The sequence below is a fragment of the Pseudomonas sp. genome (assembly GCF_049300855.1).
GTDB lineage: Bacteria > Pseudomonadota > Gammaproteobacteria > Pseudomonadales > Pseudomonadaceae > Aquipseudomonas.
In genome coordinates, this window is the sequence record NZ_JBAQKH010000042.1 from 169,132 (window position 1) to 184,900 (window position 15,769).

At 60.2% G+C, this 15,769-nt stretch carries 12 protein-coding genes; 7 read left to right on the forward strand and 5 right to left on the reverse strand.

Annotated features, from left to right (window positions below; genetic code table 11):
* The first annotated feature begins 147 nt into the window (after positions 1-147).
* On the forward strand, positions 148-2,301 hold the full coding sequence (locus tag WA225_RS22140; RefSeq protein WP_422609601.1) for a TonB-dependent siderophore receptor: 2,154 nt from the start codon (positions 148-150) through the stop codon (positions 2,299-2,301).
* Between the two features lie 140 nt (positions 2,302-2,441).
* Complete coding sequence (locus WA225_RS22145; protein WP_422609602.1) at positions 2,442-3,635, forward strand: GAF domain-containing sensor histidine kinase; 1,194 nt, start codon at positions 2,442-2,444, stop codon at positions 3,633-3,635.
* Positions 3,636-3,650: 15 nt separating this feature from the next.
* On the opposite strand, the gene WA225_RS22150 is transcribed toward WA225_RS22145, so the two are convergent.
* The 3 genes from WA225_RS22150 to WA225_RS22160 form a co-directional block, all read right to left on the reverse strand.
* The gene (locus WA225_RS22150; protein WP_422609603.1) at positions 3,651-4,292 is read right to left on the reverse strand and encodes a LysE family translocator; all 642 of its coding nucleotides are present in this window, start codon (positions 4,290-4,292) and stop codon (positions 3,651-3,653) included.
* A 725-nt stretch (positions 4,293-5,017) separates the two neighbouring features.
* Positions 5,018-5,356 carry a hypothetical protein gene (locus tag WA225_RS22155; RefSeq protein WP_422609604.1) on the reverse strand — a complete coding sequence of 113 codons (339 nt, stop codon included), beginning with the start codon at positions 5,354-5,356 and terminating at the stop codon, positions 5,018-5,020.
* A gap of 86 nt (positions 5,357-5,442) precedes the next feature.
* The gene (locus tag WA225_RS22160; RefSeq protein ID WP_422609605.1) at positions 5,443-6,087 is read right to left on the reverse strand and encodes an ATPase; all 645 of its coding nucleotides are present in this window, start codon (positions 6,085-6,087) and stop codon (positions 5,443-5,445) included.
* A gap of 171 nt (positions 6,088-6,258) precedes the next feature.
* Between WA225_RS22160 and WA225_RS22165 the strand changes: the two genes are divergently transcribed.
* The 4 genes from WA225_RS22165 to WA225_RS22180 all read left to right on the forward strand — a co-directional run bounded on the left by WA225_RS22165 (position 6,259) and on the right by WA225_RS22180 (position 9,426).
* Positions 6,259-6,507 (forward strand): hypothetical protein, encoded by a 249-nt coding sequence (locus tag WA225_RS22165; RefSeq protein WP_422609606.1) that lies wholly within the window; start codon positions 6,259-6,261, stop codon positions 6,505-6,507.
* 52 nt (positions 6,508-6,559) lie between these two features.
* Positions 6,560-7,588, forward strand: coding sequence for an NADPH-dependent aldehyde reductase Ahr (gene ahr, locus WA225_RS22170; protein ID WP_422609607.1), 1,029 nt, complete (start codon positions 6,560-6,562; stop codon positions 7,586-7,588).
* 156 nt (positions 7,589-7,744) lie between these two features.
* The gene (locus WA225_RS22175) at positions 7,745-8,902 is read left to right on the forward strand and encodes a GGDEF domain-containing protein (RefSeq protein WP_422609810.1); all 1,158 of its coding nucleotides are present in this window, start codon (positions 7,745-7,747) and stop codon (positions 8,900-8,902) included.
* An 8-nt stretch (positions 8,903-8,910) separates the two neighbouring features.
* The gene (locus WA225_RS22180; RefSeq protein ID WP_422609608.1) at positions 8,911-9,426 is read left to right on the forward strand and encodes a PaaI family thioesterase; all 516 of its coding nucleotides are present in this window, start codon (positions 8,911-8,913) and stop codon (positions 9,424-9,426) included.
* Positions 9,427-9,709: 283 nt separating this feature from the next.
* Here the strand turns inward: WA225_RS22180 and WA225_RS22185 are convergent, their stop codons facing one another.
* Positions 9,710-11,908, reverse strand: coding sequence for an OsmC domain/YcaO domain-containing protein (locus tag WA225_RS22185; RefSeq protein ID WP_422609609.1), 2,199 nt, complete (start codon positions 11,906-11,908; stop codon positions 9,710-9,712).
* A gap of 221 nt (positions 11,909-12,129) precedes the next feature.
* Here WA225_RS22185 and WA225_RS22190 point away from each other — a divergent pair, with 221 nt between their 5' ends.
* Positions 12,130-14,754 carry a bifunctional diguanylate cyclase/phosphodiesterase gene (locus WA225_RS22190; protein ID WP_422609610.1) on the forward strand — a complete coding sequence of 875 codons (2,625 nt, stop codon included), beginning with the start codon at positions 12,130-12,132 and terminating at the stop codon, positions 14,752-14,754.
* 12 nt (positions 14,755-14,766) lie between these two features.
* On the opposite strand, the gene cydB is transcribed toward WA225_RS22190, so the two are convergent.
* Positions 14,767-15,768 (reverse strand): cytochrome d ubiquinol oxidase subunit II, encoded by a 1,002-nt coding sequence (gene cydB / locus WA225_RS22195; protein ID WP_422609611.1) that lies wholly within the window; start codon positions 15,766-15,768, stop codon positions 14,767-14,769.
* Position 15,769: the final 1 nt, after the last annotated feature.

Consider the following 15,769-nt stretch of genomic DNA (forward strand, 5'->3'; position numbering starts at 1 on the left):
CAGAGCGCCCGCGCAAATGTGAAAAATTCGTTAACTAACTGAGCTGTACGGCTTTCTTCACCCGGAATGATCTGACACACTAATGCGAATAATTCCTACACGCACTCGCACTGGATTCGTTTTCGTATCATTTGGGGAAGCAGATTGATGTCGTTTCGCACCATTCACCGCCGTTCCAACCACTCACCTAACCTGCTCGCAATCGCCATTTGCATGGCCAGCATTGCACCGGCGCTGGCCGATGAAACCCCGCCCGCCACGCTGGAACTGGACGCCACTGAGATCGGCGCCACCCAGATGAGCAGCACCACTGAAGACACCCAGTCCTACACCACTGGCCCGATGCGCACGGCGACCAAGCTGTCGCTGACCATGCGCGAAACGCCTCAGGCGGTGACGGTGATCACCCGTCAGCGCATGGACGACCAGAACATGACCAGCATCAACGACGTGGTGAAAGGCACGCCGGGGTTGTTCCTCAGTCAAGCCAGCGGCCCGGGTCGGCAGACCTACAGCTCGCGCGGTTTCGACATCGACACCATCATGTACGACGGCCTGCCCAGTTCGTACTCGCCTTTTTCGATGGCAGTGCAACCCAATCTGGCGATGTTCGACCGCGTCGAAATCGTCCGTGGTGCGACCGGTCTGGTCACCGGTGCCGGCAATCCTTCGGCGGCGATCAATCTGGTGCGCAAACGTCCCACCGCTGATCAGCGCGTGACCCTCACCGGCGCCGCCGGCAGTTGGGATGACTACCGTGGCGAGATCGACGCCTCCAGCCCGCTGAATGAAAGCGGCACCTTGCGCGGTCGCGTGGTGAGTTCCTATCAGGGCGCCGACAGCTTCCGCGACAAGGAAGAGAACGACCATGGCCTGTTCTACGCCATTGGTGAAGCCGACCTCAGCGACAGCACCACCGCGACGCTCGGCTTCTCGCGGCAGAACGAACAGACCAACTATTTCTGGGGCGGCCTGCCGATCGGCACCAACGGCCATCACCTCGACCTGCCCCGCTCGACCTATCCCGGCACCGACTGGGAAAACCGCAAGCTGCAGATCGACACCCTGTTCGGTGAAGTCGAGCATCGCTTCGACAACGACTGGAAACTGCACGTCGCCGGCTCGTCCTCGACCCTCGACGGCGAGTTCTCCGGGACTTACCTGTCGCGTTATGCCGGCCCGCTGGAAACCACCGCCTATCAATCGCATCACACCGACAAGCAGCGCTCGCTCGACGTGTTCGCCAGCGGCCCGTTCGAAGCGTTCGGCCGCAGCCACGAACTGGTGGTCGGCGCCAGCAACCGTGTGTATGACGCGACCACCAAGGAATACGATCCGTACACCACGGCGTGGCCGATTGGCGCGCCCAAGCCTGATTTCGTACGTGACGGCAAAACCCGCACCGTCACCACTCAGGACGCCGTCTACCTGACCACCCGCCTGAGCCTGGCCGATCCGCTGACACTGATCCTCGGCGGCCGCCTCGACTGGTATGACTACGATGACCGCACCGCCGATGGCGACTACAAGGTCACCAAGAACCTCACTCGATACGCCGGCCTGATCTACAAGCTGGACGACCATCACTCGGTGTACGCCAGCTACACCGACATCTTCACCCCGCAAACCCAGAAGGACCTCGGCGGCAAAGTGCTTGAGCCGATCGTCGGTGAAAACTACGAAGTGGGCATCAAGGGCGAGTACTTCGACGGTGCGCTCAATGCCAGTCTGGCGGTGTTCCAGATGGACCAGACCGGCCGCGCCACCCTGGCCGACAATCAGTTCGGTTGCCCGGTCCTGACCTGCTACGGGTCGTCGGGCAAAGTACGCAGCCAAGGCGTGGACATGGAACTGCAAGGCGCCCTGACCGAAAACTGGCAGGTCGGCGCCGGTTACACCTACACCCGCGCGCACTACATCAAGGACGAAAACCCGGCCAACAACAATCAGCGTTTCGAAACCGACACGCCAGAGCATCTGTTCAAGGTGTCCACCGTGTATCGCTTCCAGGGTCCGCTGCAACACCTGCGCGTGGGTGGCAACGTCTATTGGCAAAGCCGCATGTACAACGATGTCGCCCTGGCCAATAACGGTAGCTACCGCCTCGAACAGGGTGGCTATGCGGTCACCGACCTGATGGCCGGCTACGAAGTCAACCAACACCTGGATCTGCAGGTCAACGCCAACAACATCTTTGACCGCGTCTACTACTCTGCCATTGGCTCCAACGTCACGTGGGGCTCCAACGACAACTACGGCAATCCGCGCAGCTACATGCTGACGGCCAAGTACAAGTTCTGAGTCGCTGACGTTCAACAACGCCGACAACACAAGGGCGCCCCGGTCATCCGTGGCGCCCTTGTGCTTTCTGACCAACCTCATTAGTCATCAGCAGCAATACCAGATAGTCTCTTGGCGAACTCTTCACGAAGCATCGTCCCATGACCAACCCGGTATTTGCCCCCGACATCGAAGCCATCCGCAGCATTGACGCGGTGCCGGTCATCCTGAGCATGGTCAAGCACCTGACGGGCATGCGTTTCGCGGCGGTGGCGCGGGTCACGGACAGAAACTGGGTGGCCTGCGCGGTCGATGACTCCATCGACTTCGGCCTCAAGCCTGGCGGTGAACTGGTGCTCGAATCGACCATTTGTCATGAGATCCGCCAGCATCAGCAACCGGTGATTTTCGGCCACGCCAGCGCACACCCGATCTTTTCCCTGCACCACACGCCCAAAACCTACGGTCTGGAGAGTTACATCTCCATTCCCATCATCAAGGCCAACGGGGACTTCTTCGGCACGTTGTGCGCGATTGACTCCGTCCCGGCGAACCTCGACGAGCCGGCCATCGCCAAGACGCTGACCCTCTTCGCCCAACTGATCGCGATGAGCCTCGACACGCAGGCCCATCTTGAAGCGACCAAGGTCCAACTGAACGACGCCAATGAACTTGGTCGTCTGCGCGAGCAATTCATCGCCGTACTCGGCCATGACCTGCGCACACCGCTGAGCGCCATTCGCATGAGCGCCGATCTGCTGGAAAGCAAAACCGAAGAAAAACGTTCGCTGAATCTGATTTCAGCCATCCGCAACAGCTCGGTGCGCATGGGCGTGCTGATCGAAAACATCCTCGACTTCGCGCGTGGACGCCTCGGCGGCGGGATTCCGGTGCAGCGCAAACTGGTCGATGACTTGCAGCAGACCCTGCAATTGACGCTCGCTGAAGTTAAAGCCTCGCACCCGCAAGCGATTTTCGTCGATGAACTGGACGTGCCGGCGGGCGTCTATTGCGATGCGTTGCGCATCAGCCAGCTGCTCTCGAACCTGCTCGGCAACGCCGTGACTCATGGTTCAAACGCCACGCCGATCGTCCTCAAGGCCTATTCGCAAAACGGCGAAATCGTGATCTCGCTGACCAACCAGGGCCCGCCGATTCCCGCGCAGTTGATGCCGCTGCTGTTCGAGCCGTTTTCCCGCTCCGAAGCCGGGCAACGCTGCGAGGGCCTGGGCTTGGGCCTGTACATCGCCTCGCAGATTGCCACGGCGCACAACGGCAGTTTGACCGTCAGCTCAAGCCTCGACGCCGGCACCTGCTTCGTGGCCAGATTCCCGGCGCAGTTCAAGTGGGTCTGAAAAGACCCTTCACGCTTACGCCGTCTGGCGGCGCATGGTCAAAACCGCAGCACCAAAACCAATGAACGTCGTCCCCACCACACGACTGACCCAACGCGACAGCGCCGGCCGGGTCAGCACGCCTTTGGCCCGCGAGGCCAGCGCGGCGTAGACACTCAGCGACGACACCGACAACGCCATGAAAATCGCCGTCAACATCAAAAACTGTGGCAGCAACGCCGCGCCCTGATCGATGAACTGCGGGAACAGCGCCGTGAAAAACATCGTCGCCTTGGGATTAGTCACCGCCGTCAAAAACGCCGACTTGTACAACTTCCCACGCGTCGGCCGCACCTTGCCCGCCTCCCCCTCAATCCCCTGCGCCAGCATCGGCCCCTTCTTGAACAGCTGCTTCACGCCAAGATAAAACAGATAACCGGCACCGATCACCTTCACCGCGTTAAACAACATCTCGGAACTGGCCAACAACGCCCCCAACCCCAACATCGCCGCCGCCGACAGACAGAACAAACCGCTGGCATTGCCCAGCGACGACCAAATCGTACTGCGCTGGCCATGAGCAAGACTGTTATTGATCGCCATCAACGTCGCAGGCCCAGGACTTGCGATAGCAATCGCCGCGACCAAAGTGAAGGTCAATATCGAGTGAGAATCCATTTTCGCTGCTCGTATGATTGAAGATGCCGCATTTTACAACAACCGGCTGCATAGCCCAGATCAAAAGCCCCTCACCCTAGCCCTCTCCCGGAGGGAGAAGGAACTGACCGCGGGGAATGGGGAAGCGACGCCGACGTGAAATACCGAAGCGAACTCAAATTCCGAACAGCTACGCCGACATAAAATACCAAGCCACACTCAAAATTTAAAACAGCCCCCCATACTCGCCGCCCCCCCTGCTTCCCACCACTCAACAGGATGAGCGTTAGCTCGACAACAGCTCTTGATCTTGCCGTGCCGGCCCCTTCGGAAGGCTGAGTGGAGGGATTTATCCGGGGGTGGGAGCGTAGCGACCGTTTGGCGCAGCCAAACACATCGAGAGGAGGTGCAGCGAAGCAAACCGTAGGCGATGCGCCCGGATAGATCCCGCAGCGAAGAACCCCCGAGCCCCAGCGAGCGGGCCGAACGCCGGGGCCCAGCCTTTTGCTTACTTTTCGGCGTCTGGAAAAGTGAGTCGCTGTAAAAGCGAAACCGCCAGCCGCAACACCCAAAACAACGGATATTCACCCAAAACCCCAAGAGCATGGTCGGCCCAAAGGCCGCCAAGCCAAAAAAGCAAAAAAAACCCAAAAAAAAGCCCCGCAACCAAACAAAGGCGCGAGGCAAAAAATTGGTTGGTTGCGGCCAACCAAAGGAGCTCAGCTAAATACGTACAAAGGCCAACATCAGATGCAATCCTGAGCCGCCCGCTCAAAACTCGAAGGCAAAAGATTCGAAGCCAACACATGCCGCTCGTAAATAAACACCTTGCCGCCAGTACCCGCCTTATAGGCCTCCAGCACATTGTCGGCAGACACCTTACTCGGCACCACAATCCGATAACTACGCTGAGTCTGCGAAACCGTCGGGTTCAACGCACTGCCTTGCAACTTCGGCACAACACAATCGGCATACTGCGCAGGCGTCTTGCTAGTCTGCAAAGTCAGGCTCGGATTGTTCGGCGCCGAAGCGCAACCAACGAGCAAAGAGGCAAAGGCCAAAACAGGCACAAAGAAAAGACGCATCGGTGTCATCCTGAAAATAAACGTTCGGTTCAACCGGCAACGGTTCAGCCTCACGGAGCCGCCGTCGCCCTTTATGTTTTAAGCGTTCAGCTCGACGCCACCAAAGCCTTGAGCGACACATCGAATTGCTTCAAGGCGTTCAGTTGCAGGTCACGCTGCTTGTCGATCTGCGCGGCAATGGCCGGTGCCGATTGGTTATGCACCCAGACCGACGGCAGCTGTTTTTCTACAGCGCCTTCAGCCTTGCCGATGTATTGCAGGTCGGCGTCGTAGAAGCGTGCGGTGAAACGCGCTTCCACCAGGCTGTTTTGCTGCGTCAGCAAACGGTTGAAGGTGTCGAGCTTGACCACGACATCTGGATGCGCCTGCACCAGAGCATCAAGGTTGTCGTAGACGGTCACCGACAAAAATTGTTGCTGCAGCGAGTTCATCAACCAATCGATGGCCAATTGCGGATCCGAGCTGTCGACGAACGCTTCACGAATCCGCGAATCCAGCGCGTCTTTCGCGCCATTCGCCGCCATGTCGTGGTAACGCTCCAGGTATTGCACGTTGTCCAGCGTATTCTCGCTGAGCAACACACCCACCGTTTGCGAGTGCTGCAAGGTGGCGCTGCTGCCCGTGATGGTCTGGAAATGACACGACCGGGCGTCGTCTGCGAAGGCCGGTGCGGTGGCAACTGCTCCGCCCGTCAGCAGGGCGACCAAAGCCAGTCGGGTCAATGTGTTCATCGCGCAAATTCCTTGAGCTGCGTGTTCGATGGAAGCGATTTTCCGCCGATTGCCGCCAAAGCAAAACTTGCGTTTCGTGATGGTCACTATTACTTCTAGCAATAGTTGCGCGACATGCAGACTGGTACACACTCAACCACAACGAGAAAAACATGAAATGAGGAGTTCGCCTTGAGAACGTTTGACCTGATCCGTGACGCCGTTCTGCCCGATTTCCGCGAGCGTGTGGCCGAGTATCTGGTTCAGTACGAAAGCGTATTGCTGGCCAAAGGCACGACCAACCCGCAGGTCATCAAAGACACTGCCAACCAGTTGCGCGGTTACCTGCGCGGGCTCAACACCACGCGAGTGCTGGGCATGGCGTACTGGGAGGAGCTGGATCGTCGAGTCGTCGACACCTGGCTCGCGCCCCAGCAATGACCGACTAGACTTGCCGGGCTGCTGTCCCCGTCAGTCGAACCGGAGGTGCCCCATGAGCAACACCGAATCCACCCCTTTCAACGGCTGGGCCGCTACTGCGGCCGGCGCACCACTTGAACGATACACTTACGATCCCGGCACATTGGCCGAAGAAGACGTGGAAATCGCGGTGGAATACTGCGGCGTCTGCCACTCCGATCAATCGCTGATCGACAACGACTGGGGCATCAGCCGCTACCCTTTCGTGCCGGGCCACGAAGCGGTCGGCAAGATCGTGCGCATGGGCGCCCAGGTGCGCGGCCTGAAGATGGGCCAACGCGTCGGCATCGGCTGGTACAAGGGCAGTTGCATGCACTGCTCGTCGTGCATTTCCGGCTCGCAACAACTGTGCGGCACCGCGCAACCGACCATCATCGGCAGCAACGGTGGTTTTGCCGATCGTTTGCGCTCGCATTGGGCGTGGGCGATTCCCGTTCCGGACAGCCTCGATCCGGCGCTGGTCGGCCCGCTGTTCTGCGCCGGCTCCACGGTGTTCAACCCGCTGCTGCAATTCGGCGTTAAACCCACCGACCGGGTTGGCGTAGTCGGCATCGGCGGCCTCGGCCATCTGGCCCTGCGCTTTCTCAATGCCTGGGGCTGCGAAGTCACCGCGTTCACCTCATCGCTGAACAAGCAGGACGAAGCCAAGCGCCTCGGTGCGCACAACGTTGTCGCCTCGACCGACAGCAATGCGCTGAAGGCCATTGCCGGCACGCTGGATTTCCTGCTGATCAGCGCCAACGCCGACCTCGACTGGACGGCCATGCTCGCCACGTTGCGCGCCAATGGCCGATTGCACTTTGTCGGCATCGTACCGAGCGCGATTCCGGTGCATGTGTTCGATCTGATCCCGCAGCAGAAATCCCTTTCCGCTTCCCCGGTCGGCTCGCCGGCCACCATGGCAACCATGCTCGAGTTCTGCGCCCGGCATCAGATTCTGCCGCAGGTCGAGATGTTTCCCATGAGCAAGGTCAACGACGCCGTGGATCATCTGCGCACCGGCAAGGCGCGTTACCGCGTGGTGCTCGACGCCAGTAAATGACCGCTCGGCGCGGCGGTGCACAGCCGCCGCGCCCTGCCCGATGCCGATGCCGATGCCGATGCCGATGATCTGCGCGGCAACACGACCGCTGCGAAAAAATCGCTCGAACGCTTACAATCGCCGGTCTCACTGCCAATCAGACAGGCTCATCAAGAAATGCCGCTCGACCCACCTACGATGTTGACCATTTCCATCGCCCTCGCAGCCGCTGCCGCGCTGTATCTGGCGATCGAGTGGCGCAGCATTCGTGAGCCGTCGCTACTGTTCTGGAGCGCCGGTTTCGCCACCATCACCGTCGGTTCCACCCTCGCCCTGCTGCGCAGCAATGGTTTCCTGCTGATTGGCATCTGGTTCGCCAACGGTCTGTTGGTGACCGCCCACTTCCTGTTTCTGCTGGGCGTCGCGCGCTTCACGCAAACGCGGCTGTCGCGCACCTGGTCACTGATCTTCGTTGCCTGGCTGGTCATGTTGTTACTACCGGACGGGCCGCTGTGGTCGAAGGTCATGCTGGCGGCCAATTCGCTGCTGGTGGCGCTCTCGACCCTCAAGGCCAGTTTCCTCCTGCGGCCCCATGGCAAATCGCTGAGCGTCGGTGCGGTGCAGTTGCGTTACGTCTTGCTGGCCCACGGGATTTTCTATGTGGCCAAGGCGCTGACTGTGGTCATTCCCGGCACGCTGATCGATCTGGCGGCATTTCGCGGCGAGATCATTCAGATTTCCCTGGTCGAAGGCGCCATGGCAATCATGTTGATCGCCCTGTCGATGACCGGCACCGAACGCTATCGCCGGGAAAAAGAGATCGCCCGGCTGGCTGAACGCGATCCACTGACCGCCCTCTACAACCGCCGCGCCCTGGAAAAACGCGCGCCGCGCCTGCTCGGCGAGGTGTTGCCAGAGCGCCCCGGCGCCCTGTTGCTGATCGACATCGACAACTTCAAACAGGTCAACGATCAATACGGCCACACGGCCGGCGACCGTTTGCTGATCGCCTTGAGCGAGATGATCCGTTCAGTGCTGCCGCGCAATGCGCTGGCTGCGCGCCTGGGGGGCGACGAGTTCGTCATACTGCTGAACAACGCCTCCAGCGAGCGCATCGTCGAACTGGGCAACGCCCTGCGCGAACAGTTCCTGGCCATGGCCTCACAGACTTTCCCCACGCCCGAGGCGGTCACCTTGAGCATTGGCGCCAGCCTGTTCGAACAGCCTCCCGCCAGCCTCACCGCGCTGATCGAACTCGGCGACGCCGCGCTCTACGAATCGAAACGCGGCGGGCGCAACCGCCTGCGCCTCACCGGACTTACTACGTCAGGATAATAAAAACCATGTCCAGCCTTGAAACGCCCCTGCAAGACCTCGCCGCGCCCGAAGGCGTCTGCTACGGCTGCGGCGGCCGCAACCCGCACGGCCTGCACGTCAAAAGCCACTGGCACGAAGACGGTGTACACGTTGTCGCCGAACACTTGCCGGAGGCCAAATACTGCGGCTGGCCGGATCTGGTCTACGGCGGGTTGATCGCGATGCTGGTCGACTGCCATTCCAACTGGACAGTCATGGCCTACCACTACCGCGCAGAGAACCGCGAACCCGGCAGCCTGCCGCGCATTGACTGCGTGACTGGCAACCTCGGCATCAAGTTCATCAAACCGACGCCGATGGGCGTGCCGCTGACTTTGCGGGCGAAAGTCGAGGGTGAGGTGGGGCGCAAGACCCGGGTGATCTGCGAGGTGTATGCCGGGGATGTGCTGACGGCGGTGGGTGATTCGGTGTTTGTGCGGGTCGATACCGGGCAACTGGCCAATGCGGCGCATGGGCGGAAAAGCCAAAGCCCCTCACCCTAGCCCTCTCCCAGAGGGAGAGGGGACTGACCGAGGTGTCTGGTTGAAATACGCCGACCTGAGATATCGAGCCGAACTCGGGTTTTGCAAAATCCTCACCTCAGCCCTCCCCTTGGGGAAAGGAGACTGACCGAGGTGGCTGGTTGAGATACGCCGACCTGAGATATCGAGTCGAACTAGGATTCTGAAAAGCTCACAGATCAGCTCCCTCTCCCTCGGGAGAGGGCTGGGCGGGCGGCGTTCCGATGAGGGGTGAATCCACCGCCAAACTCAATGTGAAACAGCCTTAGCCCTGTTTCACCTTCGCCCGCGCCGTATGCAGCTTCTTATAGCTCTCGATCAAGCGCAAATGCCGATCCAGCCCTTCCAGCTTCGTGCTGGTCGGCGTCAATCCATAGAACCGCACGCTACCGTTGACCGAACCGATCGCCGCGTCCATGCGCTCGTCGCCGAACATGCGGCGGAAGTTGGCTTCGTAGTCTTCCAACTCCAGGTCTTCGTCCAGTTCCATCTCCAGCACCACGTTGACCGCTTGATAGAACAAGCCGCGCTCGACGGTGTTGTCGTTGTACTGCAGAAAGGCTTCAACCAGATCCTTGGCCTGCTCGTACTTCTGCAGGGCGAGGCAGATCAGCAGGCGCAGTTCCAGAATGGTCAACTTGCCCCACGGTGTGTTGTCGTCGAACTCGATGCCGATCAGCGTGGTGATCTCGGTGTAATCGTCCTGTTCGCTGTTTTCCAGGCCTTGGGCGAGGTTGCGCAGGCCGACTTTGCTCAGGTTGTGCAGGTTGAGGATGTCGGCGCGGAATTGCAGGGCTTTGTTGGTGTTGTCCCAGATCAGATCTTCGACCGGGTAGATCTCCGAATAATCCGGCACCAGAATCCGGCAAGCCTTGGCACCGATGTGCTCGTAGACCGCCATGTAGACTTCCTTGCCCATGTCTTCAAGGATGCCAAACAGCGTCGCAGCCTCTTCGGCATTGGAGGTTTCGCCGTCGCCTGAGAAGTCCCATTCGACGAATTCGAAGTCTGGCTTGGCGCTGAAGAAACGCCACGACACCACGCCGCTGGAATCGATGAAGTGCTCGACGAAGTTGTTCGGCTCGGTAACGGCCTGCCCCGAGAACGTCGGTTGCGGCAAGTCGTTGAGGCCTTCGAAGCTGCGGCCCTGCAACAGTTCGGTGAGGCTGCGTTCCAGCGCCACTTCCAGGCTCGGGTGCGCGCCGAACGAGGCGAACACGCCGCCGGTGCGCGGGTTCATCAGGGTCACGCACATCACCGGGAATTCACCACCCAGCGACGCATCCTTGACCAGCACCGGGAAGCCCTGCTCTTCCAGGCCTTTGATGCCGGCGAGGATGCTCGGGTATTTCTCCAGCACTGCCTGCGGTACATCCGGCAAAGCCATTTCGCCTTCGAGGATTTCGCGTTTGACCGCGCGCTCGAAGATCTCCGACAGGCACTGTACCTGCGCTTCGGCAAGCGTGTTGCCGGCGCTCATGCCATTGCTGAGGTAGAGGTTTTCGATCAGGTTGGACGGGAAGTACACCACTTCGTTGTCGGACTGACGCACAAACGGTAGCGAGCAGATGCCGCGCTGGGTGTTGCCGGAGTTGGTGTCGTACAGGTTCGAGCCGCGCAACTCGCCGTCACGGTTGTAAATCTTGCGGGTGTAGTCGTCGAGAATCTCGCTCGGCAGCTCGTCTTTCGGCCCCGGCTTGAACCATTGTTCGTCCGGGTAATGGACGAACTCGGCGTTGGCGATTTCTTCGCCCCAGAACTGATCGTTGTAGAAGAAGTTGCAGTTCAGCCGCTCGATGAACTCGCCCAGTGCCGAGGCCAGCGCGCCTTCCTTGGTCGCGCCCTTGCCGTTGGTGAAGCACATCGGCGAATGGGCGTCGCGGATGTGCAGCGACCAGACGTTGGGCACGATGTTGCGCCACGAGGCGATTTCAATCTTCATGCCCAGGTCGGCCAGAATCCCCGACATGTTGGCGATGGTCTGTTCCAGCGGCAGGTCCTTGCCGGCAATGAACGTGCCTGCGTCCGAACCGGCCACCGGCATCAACAGCGCCTGGGCATCGGCGTCGAGGTTGTCGACTTCTTCGATGATGAATTCCGGTCCGGTCTGCACAACCTTCTTCACGGTGCAGCGATCAATGGAGCGCAGGATGCCCAGACGATCCTTCTCGGAAATGTCCGCCGGCAACTCCACCTGGATCTTGAAGATCTGGTTGTAGCGGTTTTCCGGGTCGACGATGTTGTTTTGCGACAGGCGAATGTTTTCTGTGGGGATGTTGCGCGTGTCGCAGTACAACTTCACAAAGTAGGCCGCACACAACGCCGACGATGCCAGAAAGTAGTCGAACGGCCCCGGTGCCGAGCCATCACCCTTGTAGCGGATGGGCTGATCGGCGATCACCGTGAAGTCGTCGAACTTGGCCTCAAGTCGAAGGTTGTCGAGAAAATTGACCTTGATTTCCATGCGGGATTACCAGAATACGGCTAAACGAATGGCCGCCATTATCCGGTTTTTCAGCGGGAAGTCTTGCCCTTTCGGGAATCGCCGCTGATCGGCGCGCTGCACTCGGGGAGGCAAATCACGCCGGGTTCACTACGCTTTCAAAGCAGTCGCAGAGAAGAATCTGAACATTGCGCTCGCGCCGTGGTTCTAGATTCAGAAGACAGCGGATCAAGGAAGAGCACATGGACCTTTCCAGCTATGCAGCCCCGCTTCCACCGCGTCAGAGCGCCGTCACCCGCCGCCTGGCCTTTGCGGTCGGTGCGCTTTTCGTCAGCGGCGTGATTGCTGCGGCGGTCGCTTTGCTGGGTATCGCCGAGCGCCTGGACAGCGAAGAGATCAACAAAACCCGCTTCTATTCCGCTCGCGCGCTGGAAAACCGCATTACCGCCTCGAAAAACTACATCACCAGCTACGCCTACTGGACCACTGCCTACGAGCATTTGAGCGGTCAGGTCGACACCGACTGGGCCTACACCGAGCAGAACGTCGGCAAGACCCTGTTCACCACTGACGGTTATGACGGCGTGTTCGTGCTCAACCGTGAAGGCACCCGCTACGCCGTGGTGCGCGGACAAATGGTCGATGCCGAACTGTCTGCGTTTGTGCAATTGAGCGCCACCACGCTGCTCGATCAGGTGCTGGGCCAAGGTGACCTGACCAAGCCGGTCAGCCGCTATTCACTGTTCGAGGGCTGGCCGGCGCTGGTCTCGGCGGCGGCGATCATTCCCAACGATGAGCGGCCACTGGGCGACCCGCAGACCTCTTCAGTGCTGGTGTTCGTCGACAAACTCACGCCGACCAAATTGCGTCTGATCGGCAGCGGTTACGGCTTGAATAACCTGACCCTGGCGCCGGACGAGGCGATCGATCCGCAACGCCCTCGCGTGCCGCTGGACAACACCGGTTACAGCCTGATCGCCGATCTGGATCGGCCCGGGCATCATTTATTGTGGTCACTGCTGCCACCGCTCGGCGCGACGATGGTGGTGCTGATGCTACTGACCGCGTATTTCTTCCGTCACGCCTTGCGTTCATCGCGGTACGTCGACCAGAGTTTTGCCGTCATGCAAACCTCAAATCAAGCGTTGGAAAACGCCAACCGTGAGCTCGAAGCGAGCGAAGAACGCTTTCGCGCGGTGGCCGAAGCCGCGTCGGACTGGATCTGGGAAGTCGACCGCGCACTTTCGCTGACCTACCTGTCGGCGCGCTTCAGCGCAGTGACCGGTTACCCGCAAACCCTGTGGTTGGGGCAAGACATCGGCCACCTGTTAAATTGCGACACCACGCCACTGGAACTGTGGCTGAGAAACCTCACCGAGGAGAACAGCGCCAGTGACTTGCGTTGCACCTACCGTGACCACTCCGGCCAGCAGCGCCACTGCCGGCTGTCCGCGCGGCCGATCTTCGACAAGCACACGGTTATCGGCTATCGCGGTACCGCCAGCGACATCACCGACGAAGTCGCCGCCCATGCGCAGATTCAGCATCTGTCGATGCACGATGCCCTCACCGGCCTCCCCAATCGCAACAAGCTCGCGCGCTACCTGGATGACGCCTTGCTGCTCAAGGAGCACGCGCCGCCGCTGTCACTGCTGGTGATTGACCTCGACAACTTCAAACCGATCAACGATTCACTCGGGCATCCGGCCGGTGATGCCGTGCTGCAGGAAGTCGCTGCGCGCCTGCGTGAATGCACCCGCGAACTCGACATCGTCGCGCGCCTGGGCGGCGACGAATTCATCGTGGTGCTTAACGGCATGGACAACCCGCACGAAATCGACAAGTTTTGCACCCGCCTGATCGGCAGCCTGCATCAACCGGTGGTCTTCGAACATCATCCGCTGCACATCGGCGCCAGCATCGGTATCGCCCTCAGCCGTCGCCACGGCTATGTGCCGAGCGACCTGATCCGTTACGCCGACATCGCTCTGTATCAAGCCAAATCCGAGGGCAAGAACACCTGGTGCTATTTCGAAGCGCACATGAGCGACCAGATCCAGACGCGCCGGCAAATGGAAGATGACCTGCGCCATGCGCTCAAGCACAACGAGTTCGTGCTGCACTATCAGCCGCGCTACAAAATTGATGGCAAGCAGATCGTTTCGGTCGAAGCGCTGGTGCGCTGGCAGCACCCCACCAAGGGATTGCTCGGGCCGGACCTGTTCATTCCGTTGGCGGAACAGACTGACCTGATCGTCCCGCTGGGTCGCTGGGTGTTGCGCGAAGCCTGCGAAACCGCGCTGGGCTGGCCGGAAGACATTCTGCTGTCGGTCAACCTGTCGCCGGCGCAGTTTGCCGTCAGCGATGTGGTCGAGGTCGTGCGCGAAGTGTTGGTCGAAAGCCGTTTCCCGGCCAGTCGCCTGGAGCTGGAAATCACCGAGAACGTCATGCTCAACGACACCGACGGCGCGTTAACCACCATGAATGCGCTGAAGGAATTGGGTGTGCGCCTGAACATGGACGATTTCGGCACCGGCTACTCATCGCTCGGCTACCTGCGCGCCTATCCGTTCGACGGGATCAAGATCGACAAGCGCTTCATTGCCTCGATCAGCAGCGGCACCAATGATCGCGCGGTGGTGCAGGCGATCATCGGACTGGGCAAAGCCATGGGCCTGACGGTAACGGCCGAAGGCGTCGAGACCGAAGAGCAACTGGACATTCTCGGGGTCGATCAATGTAACGAGGTGCAGGGTTATTTCATGAGTCGGCCGATTGATAAAGCGGCGTTCGCCGATCTGTTGAAAGCGTCCAGAAGCGCGCATGCGGTGGGCACCGTCCCCATGAAAAAGGGCCGGGTTACCTGAGCGGCGCAGGCGTCAGTCTGACTTGGCCACGCGAACCTTGCCGCTGAAAACCCTGAAGCCGTACGTGTTGTAAATCAGCGTAACCGGTATCAGCACGGCGAAACCGACCAGCATGAACACCTGGCTTTTCGGACTGGAAGCAGCGGCGCTCAAGGTCAGATCCGGCGGCACAATGTACGGATAAAGTGCAACTAGCATCAGCGCAAACGCCAACACAAAAACCGCCAGCGCTGCGAACAATGGTAAAAACTGCCAGCGCCCGCGAAAGCCCAGGGTGAACACCATCAGCAACCCGCCGAGCGACACCGCCGCCGGCATCCACACGCGAACATCCGCGAGCCGCTGTGCGTATTGAACTTGCAGCGTCGCCGTCCAGCCGACCAACCCGATCAACAACACCGCCGTGATCAGCGCCAGCACCCGCGCCTGCCGCGCCGAGCGTTGTTGCAGCGAACCCACCGTGCGCCAATACAGCCAGCAGGCGCCGAGCCAGGCGTAACCGAGCACCAGCGTCAGCCCGCAGAACATCGGAAACGGGCTCAGCCATTCGCGGCCATTGCCGCTGTATTGACCGCCCTGATGCGCAACACCCTGCACCAGCGTGCCGAGCACCACGCCCTGAACTACCCCGGTCAGCAGCGAACCACAGAGCAACACGCCATCGACCGCTCGTTTGCTGCGTGGGCCGGGAGCATGGTCACGAAACTCCAGCGCCACCGCGCGAACAATCAGTGCGAGGAACATCAAAATGAACGGCAGGTACAGCGCCGGCAGCAAGATGGCATACGCCAGTGGAAACAAGGCCAACAAGCCGCCGCCGCCGAGCACCAGCCAAGTCTCGTTGGCATCCCAGATCGGCAGAATGGTCACGGCCATGGCACGACGATCTTCGGCGCTGGCGGTCAGCCCCATCAGCATGCCGACCCCGAGGTCAGTGCCGTCGAGCAACACATAGTTCATCACCGAGAACGCCAGCGCAGCGGCACACAGCAGGGTTATCCAGTCAGTGTCCATA

What these genes read in the sequence shown, in the direction of transcription:
- WA225_RS22190 (WP_422609610.1), top strand. Translation starts at nt 12,130, where the DNA reads ATGGACCTTTCCAGCTATGCAGCCCCGCTTCCACCGCGTCAGAGCGCC.
- WA225_RS22155 (WP_422609604.1), bottom strand. Translation starts at nt 5,356, where the DNA reads ATGCGTCTTTTCTTTGTGCCTGTTTTGGCCTTTGCCTCTTTGCTCGTT.
- WA225_RS22150 (WP_422609603.1), bottom strand. Translation starts at nt 4,292, where the DNA reads ATGGATTCTCACTCGATATTGACCTTCACTTTGGTCGCGGCGATTGCT.
- WA225_RS22185 (WP_422609609.1), bottom strand. Translation starts at nt 11,908, where the DNA reads ATGGAAATCAAGGTCAATTTTCTCGACAACCTTCGACTTGAGGCCAAG.
- WA225_RS22145 (WP_422609602.1), top strand. Translation starts at nt 2,442, where the DNA reads ATGACCAACCCGGTATTTGCCCCCGACATCGAAGCCATCCGCAGCATT.
- WA225_RS22180 (WP_422609608.1), top strand. Translation starts at nt 8,911, where the DNA reads ATGTCCAGCCTTGAAACGCCCCTGCAAGACCTCGCCGCGCCCGAAGGC.
- WA225_RS22140 (WP_422609601.1), top strand. Translation starts at nt 148, where the DNA reads ATGTCGTTTCGCACCATTCACCGCCGTTCCAACCACTCACCTAACCTG.
- ahr (WP_422609607.1), top strand. Translation starts at nt 6,560, where the DNA reads ATGAGCAACACCGAATCCACCCCTTTCAACGGCTGGGCCGCTACTGCG.
- WA225_RS22175 (WP_422609810.1), top strand. Translation starts at nt 7,745, where the DNA reads ATGCCGCTCGACCCACCTACGATGTTGACCATTTCCATCGCCCTCGCA.
- cydB (WP_422609611.1), bottom strand. Translation starts at nt 15,768, where the DNA reads ATGGACACTGACTGGATAACCCTGCTGTGTGCCGCTGCGCTGGCGTTC.
- WA225_RS22160 (WP_422609605.1), bottom strand. Translation starts at nt 6,087, where the DNA reads ATGAACACATTGACCCGACTGGCTTTGGTCGCCCTGCTGACGGGCGGA.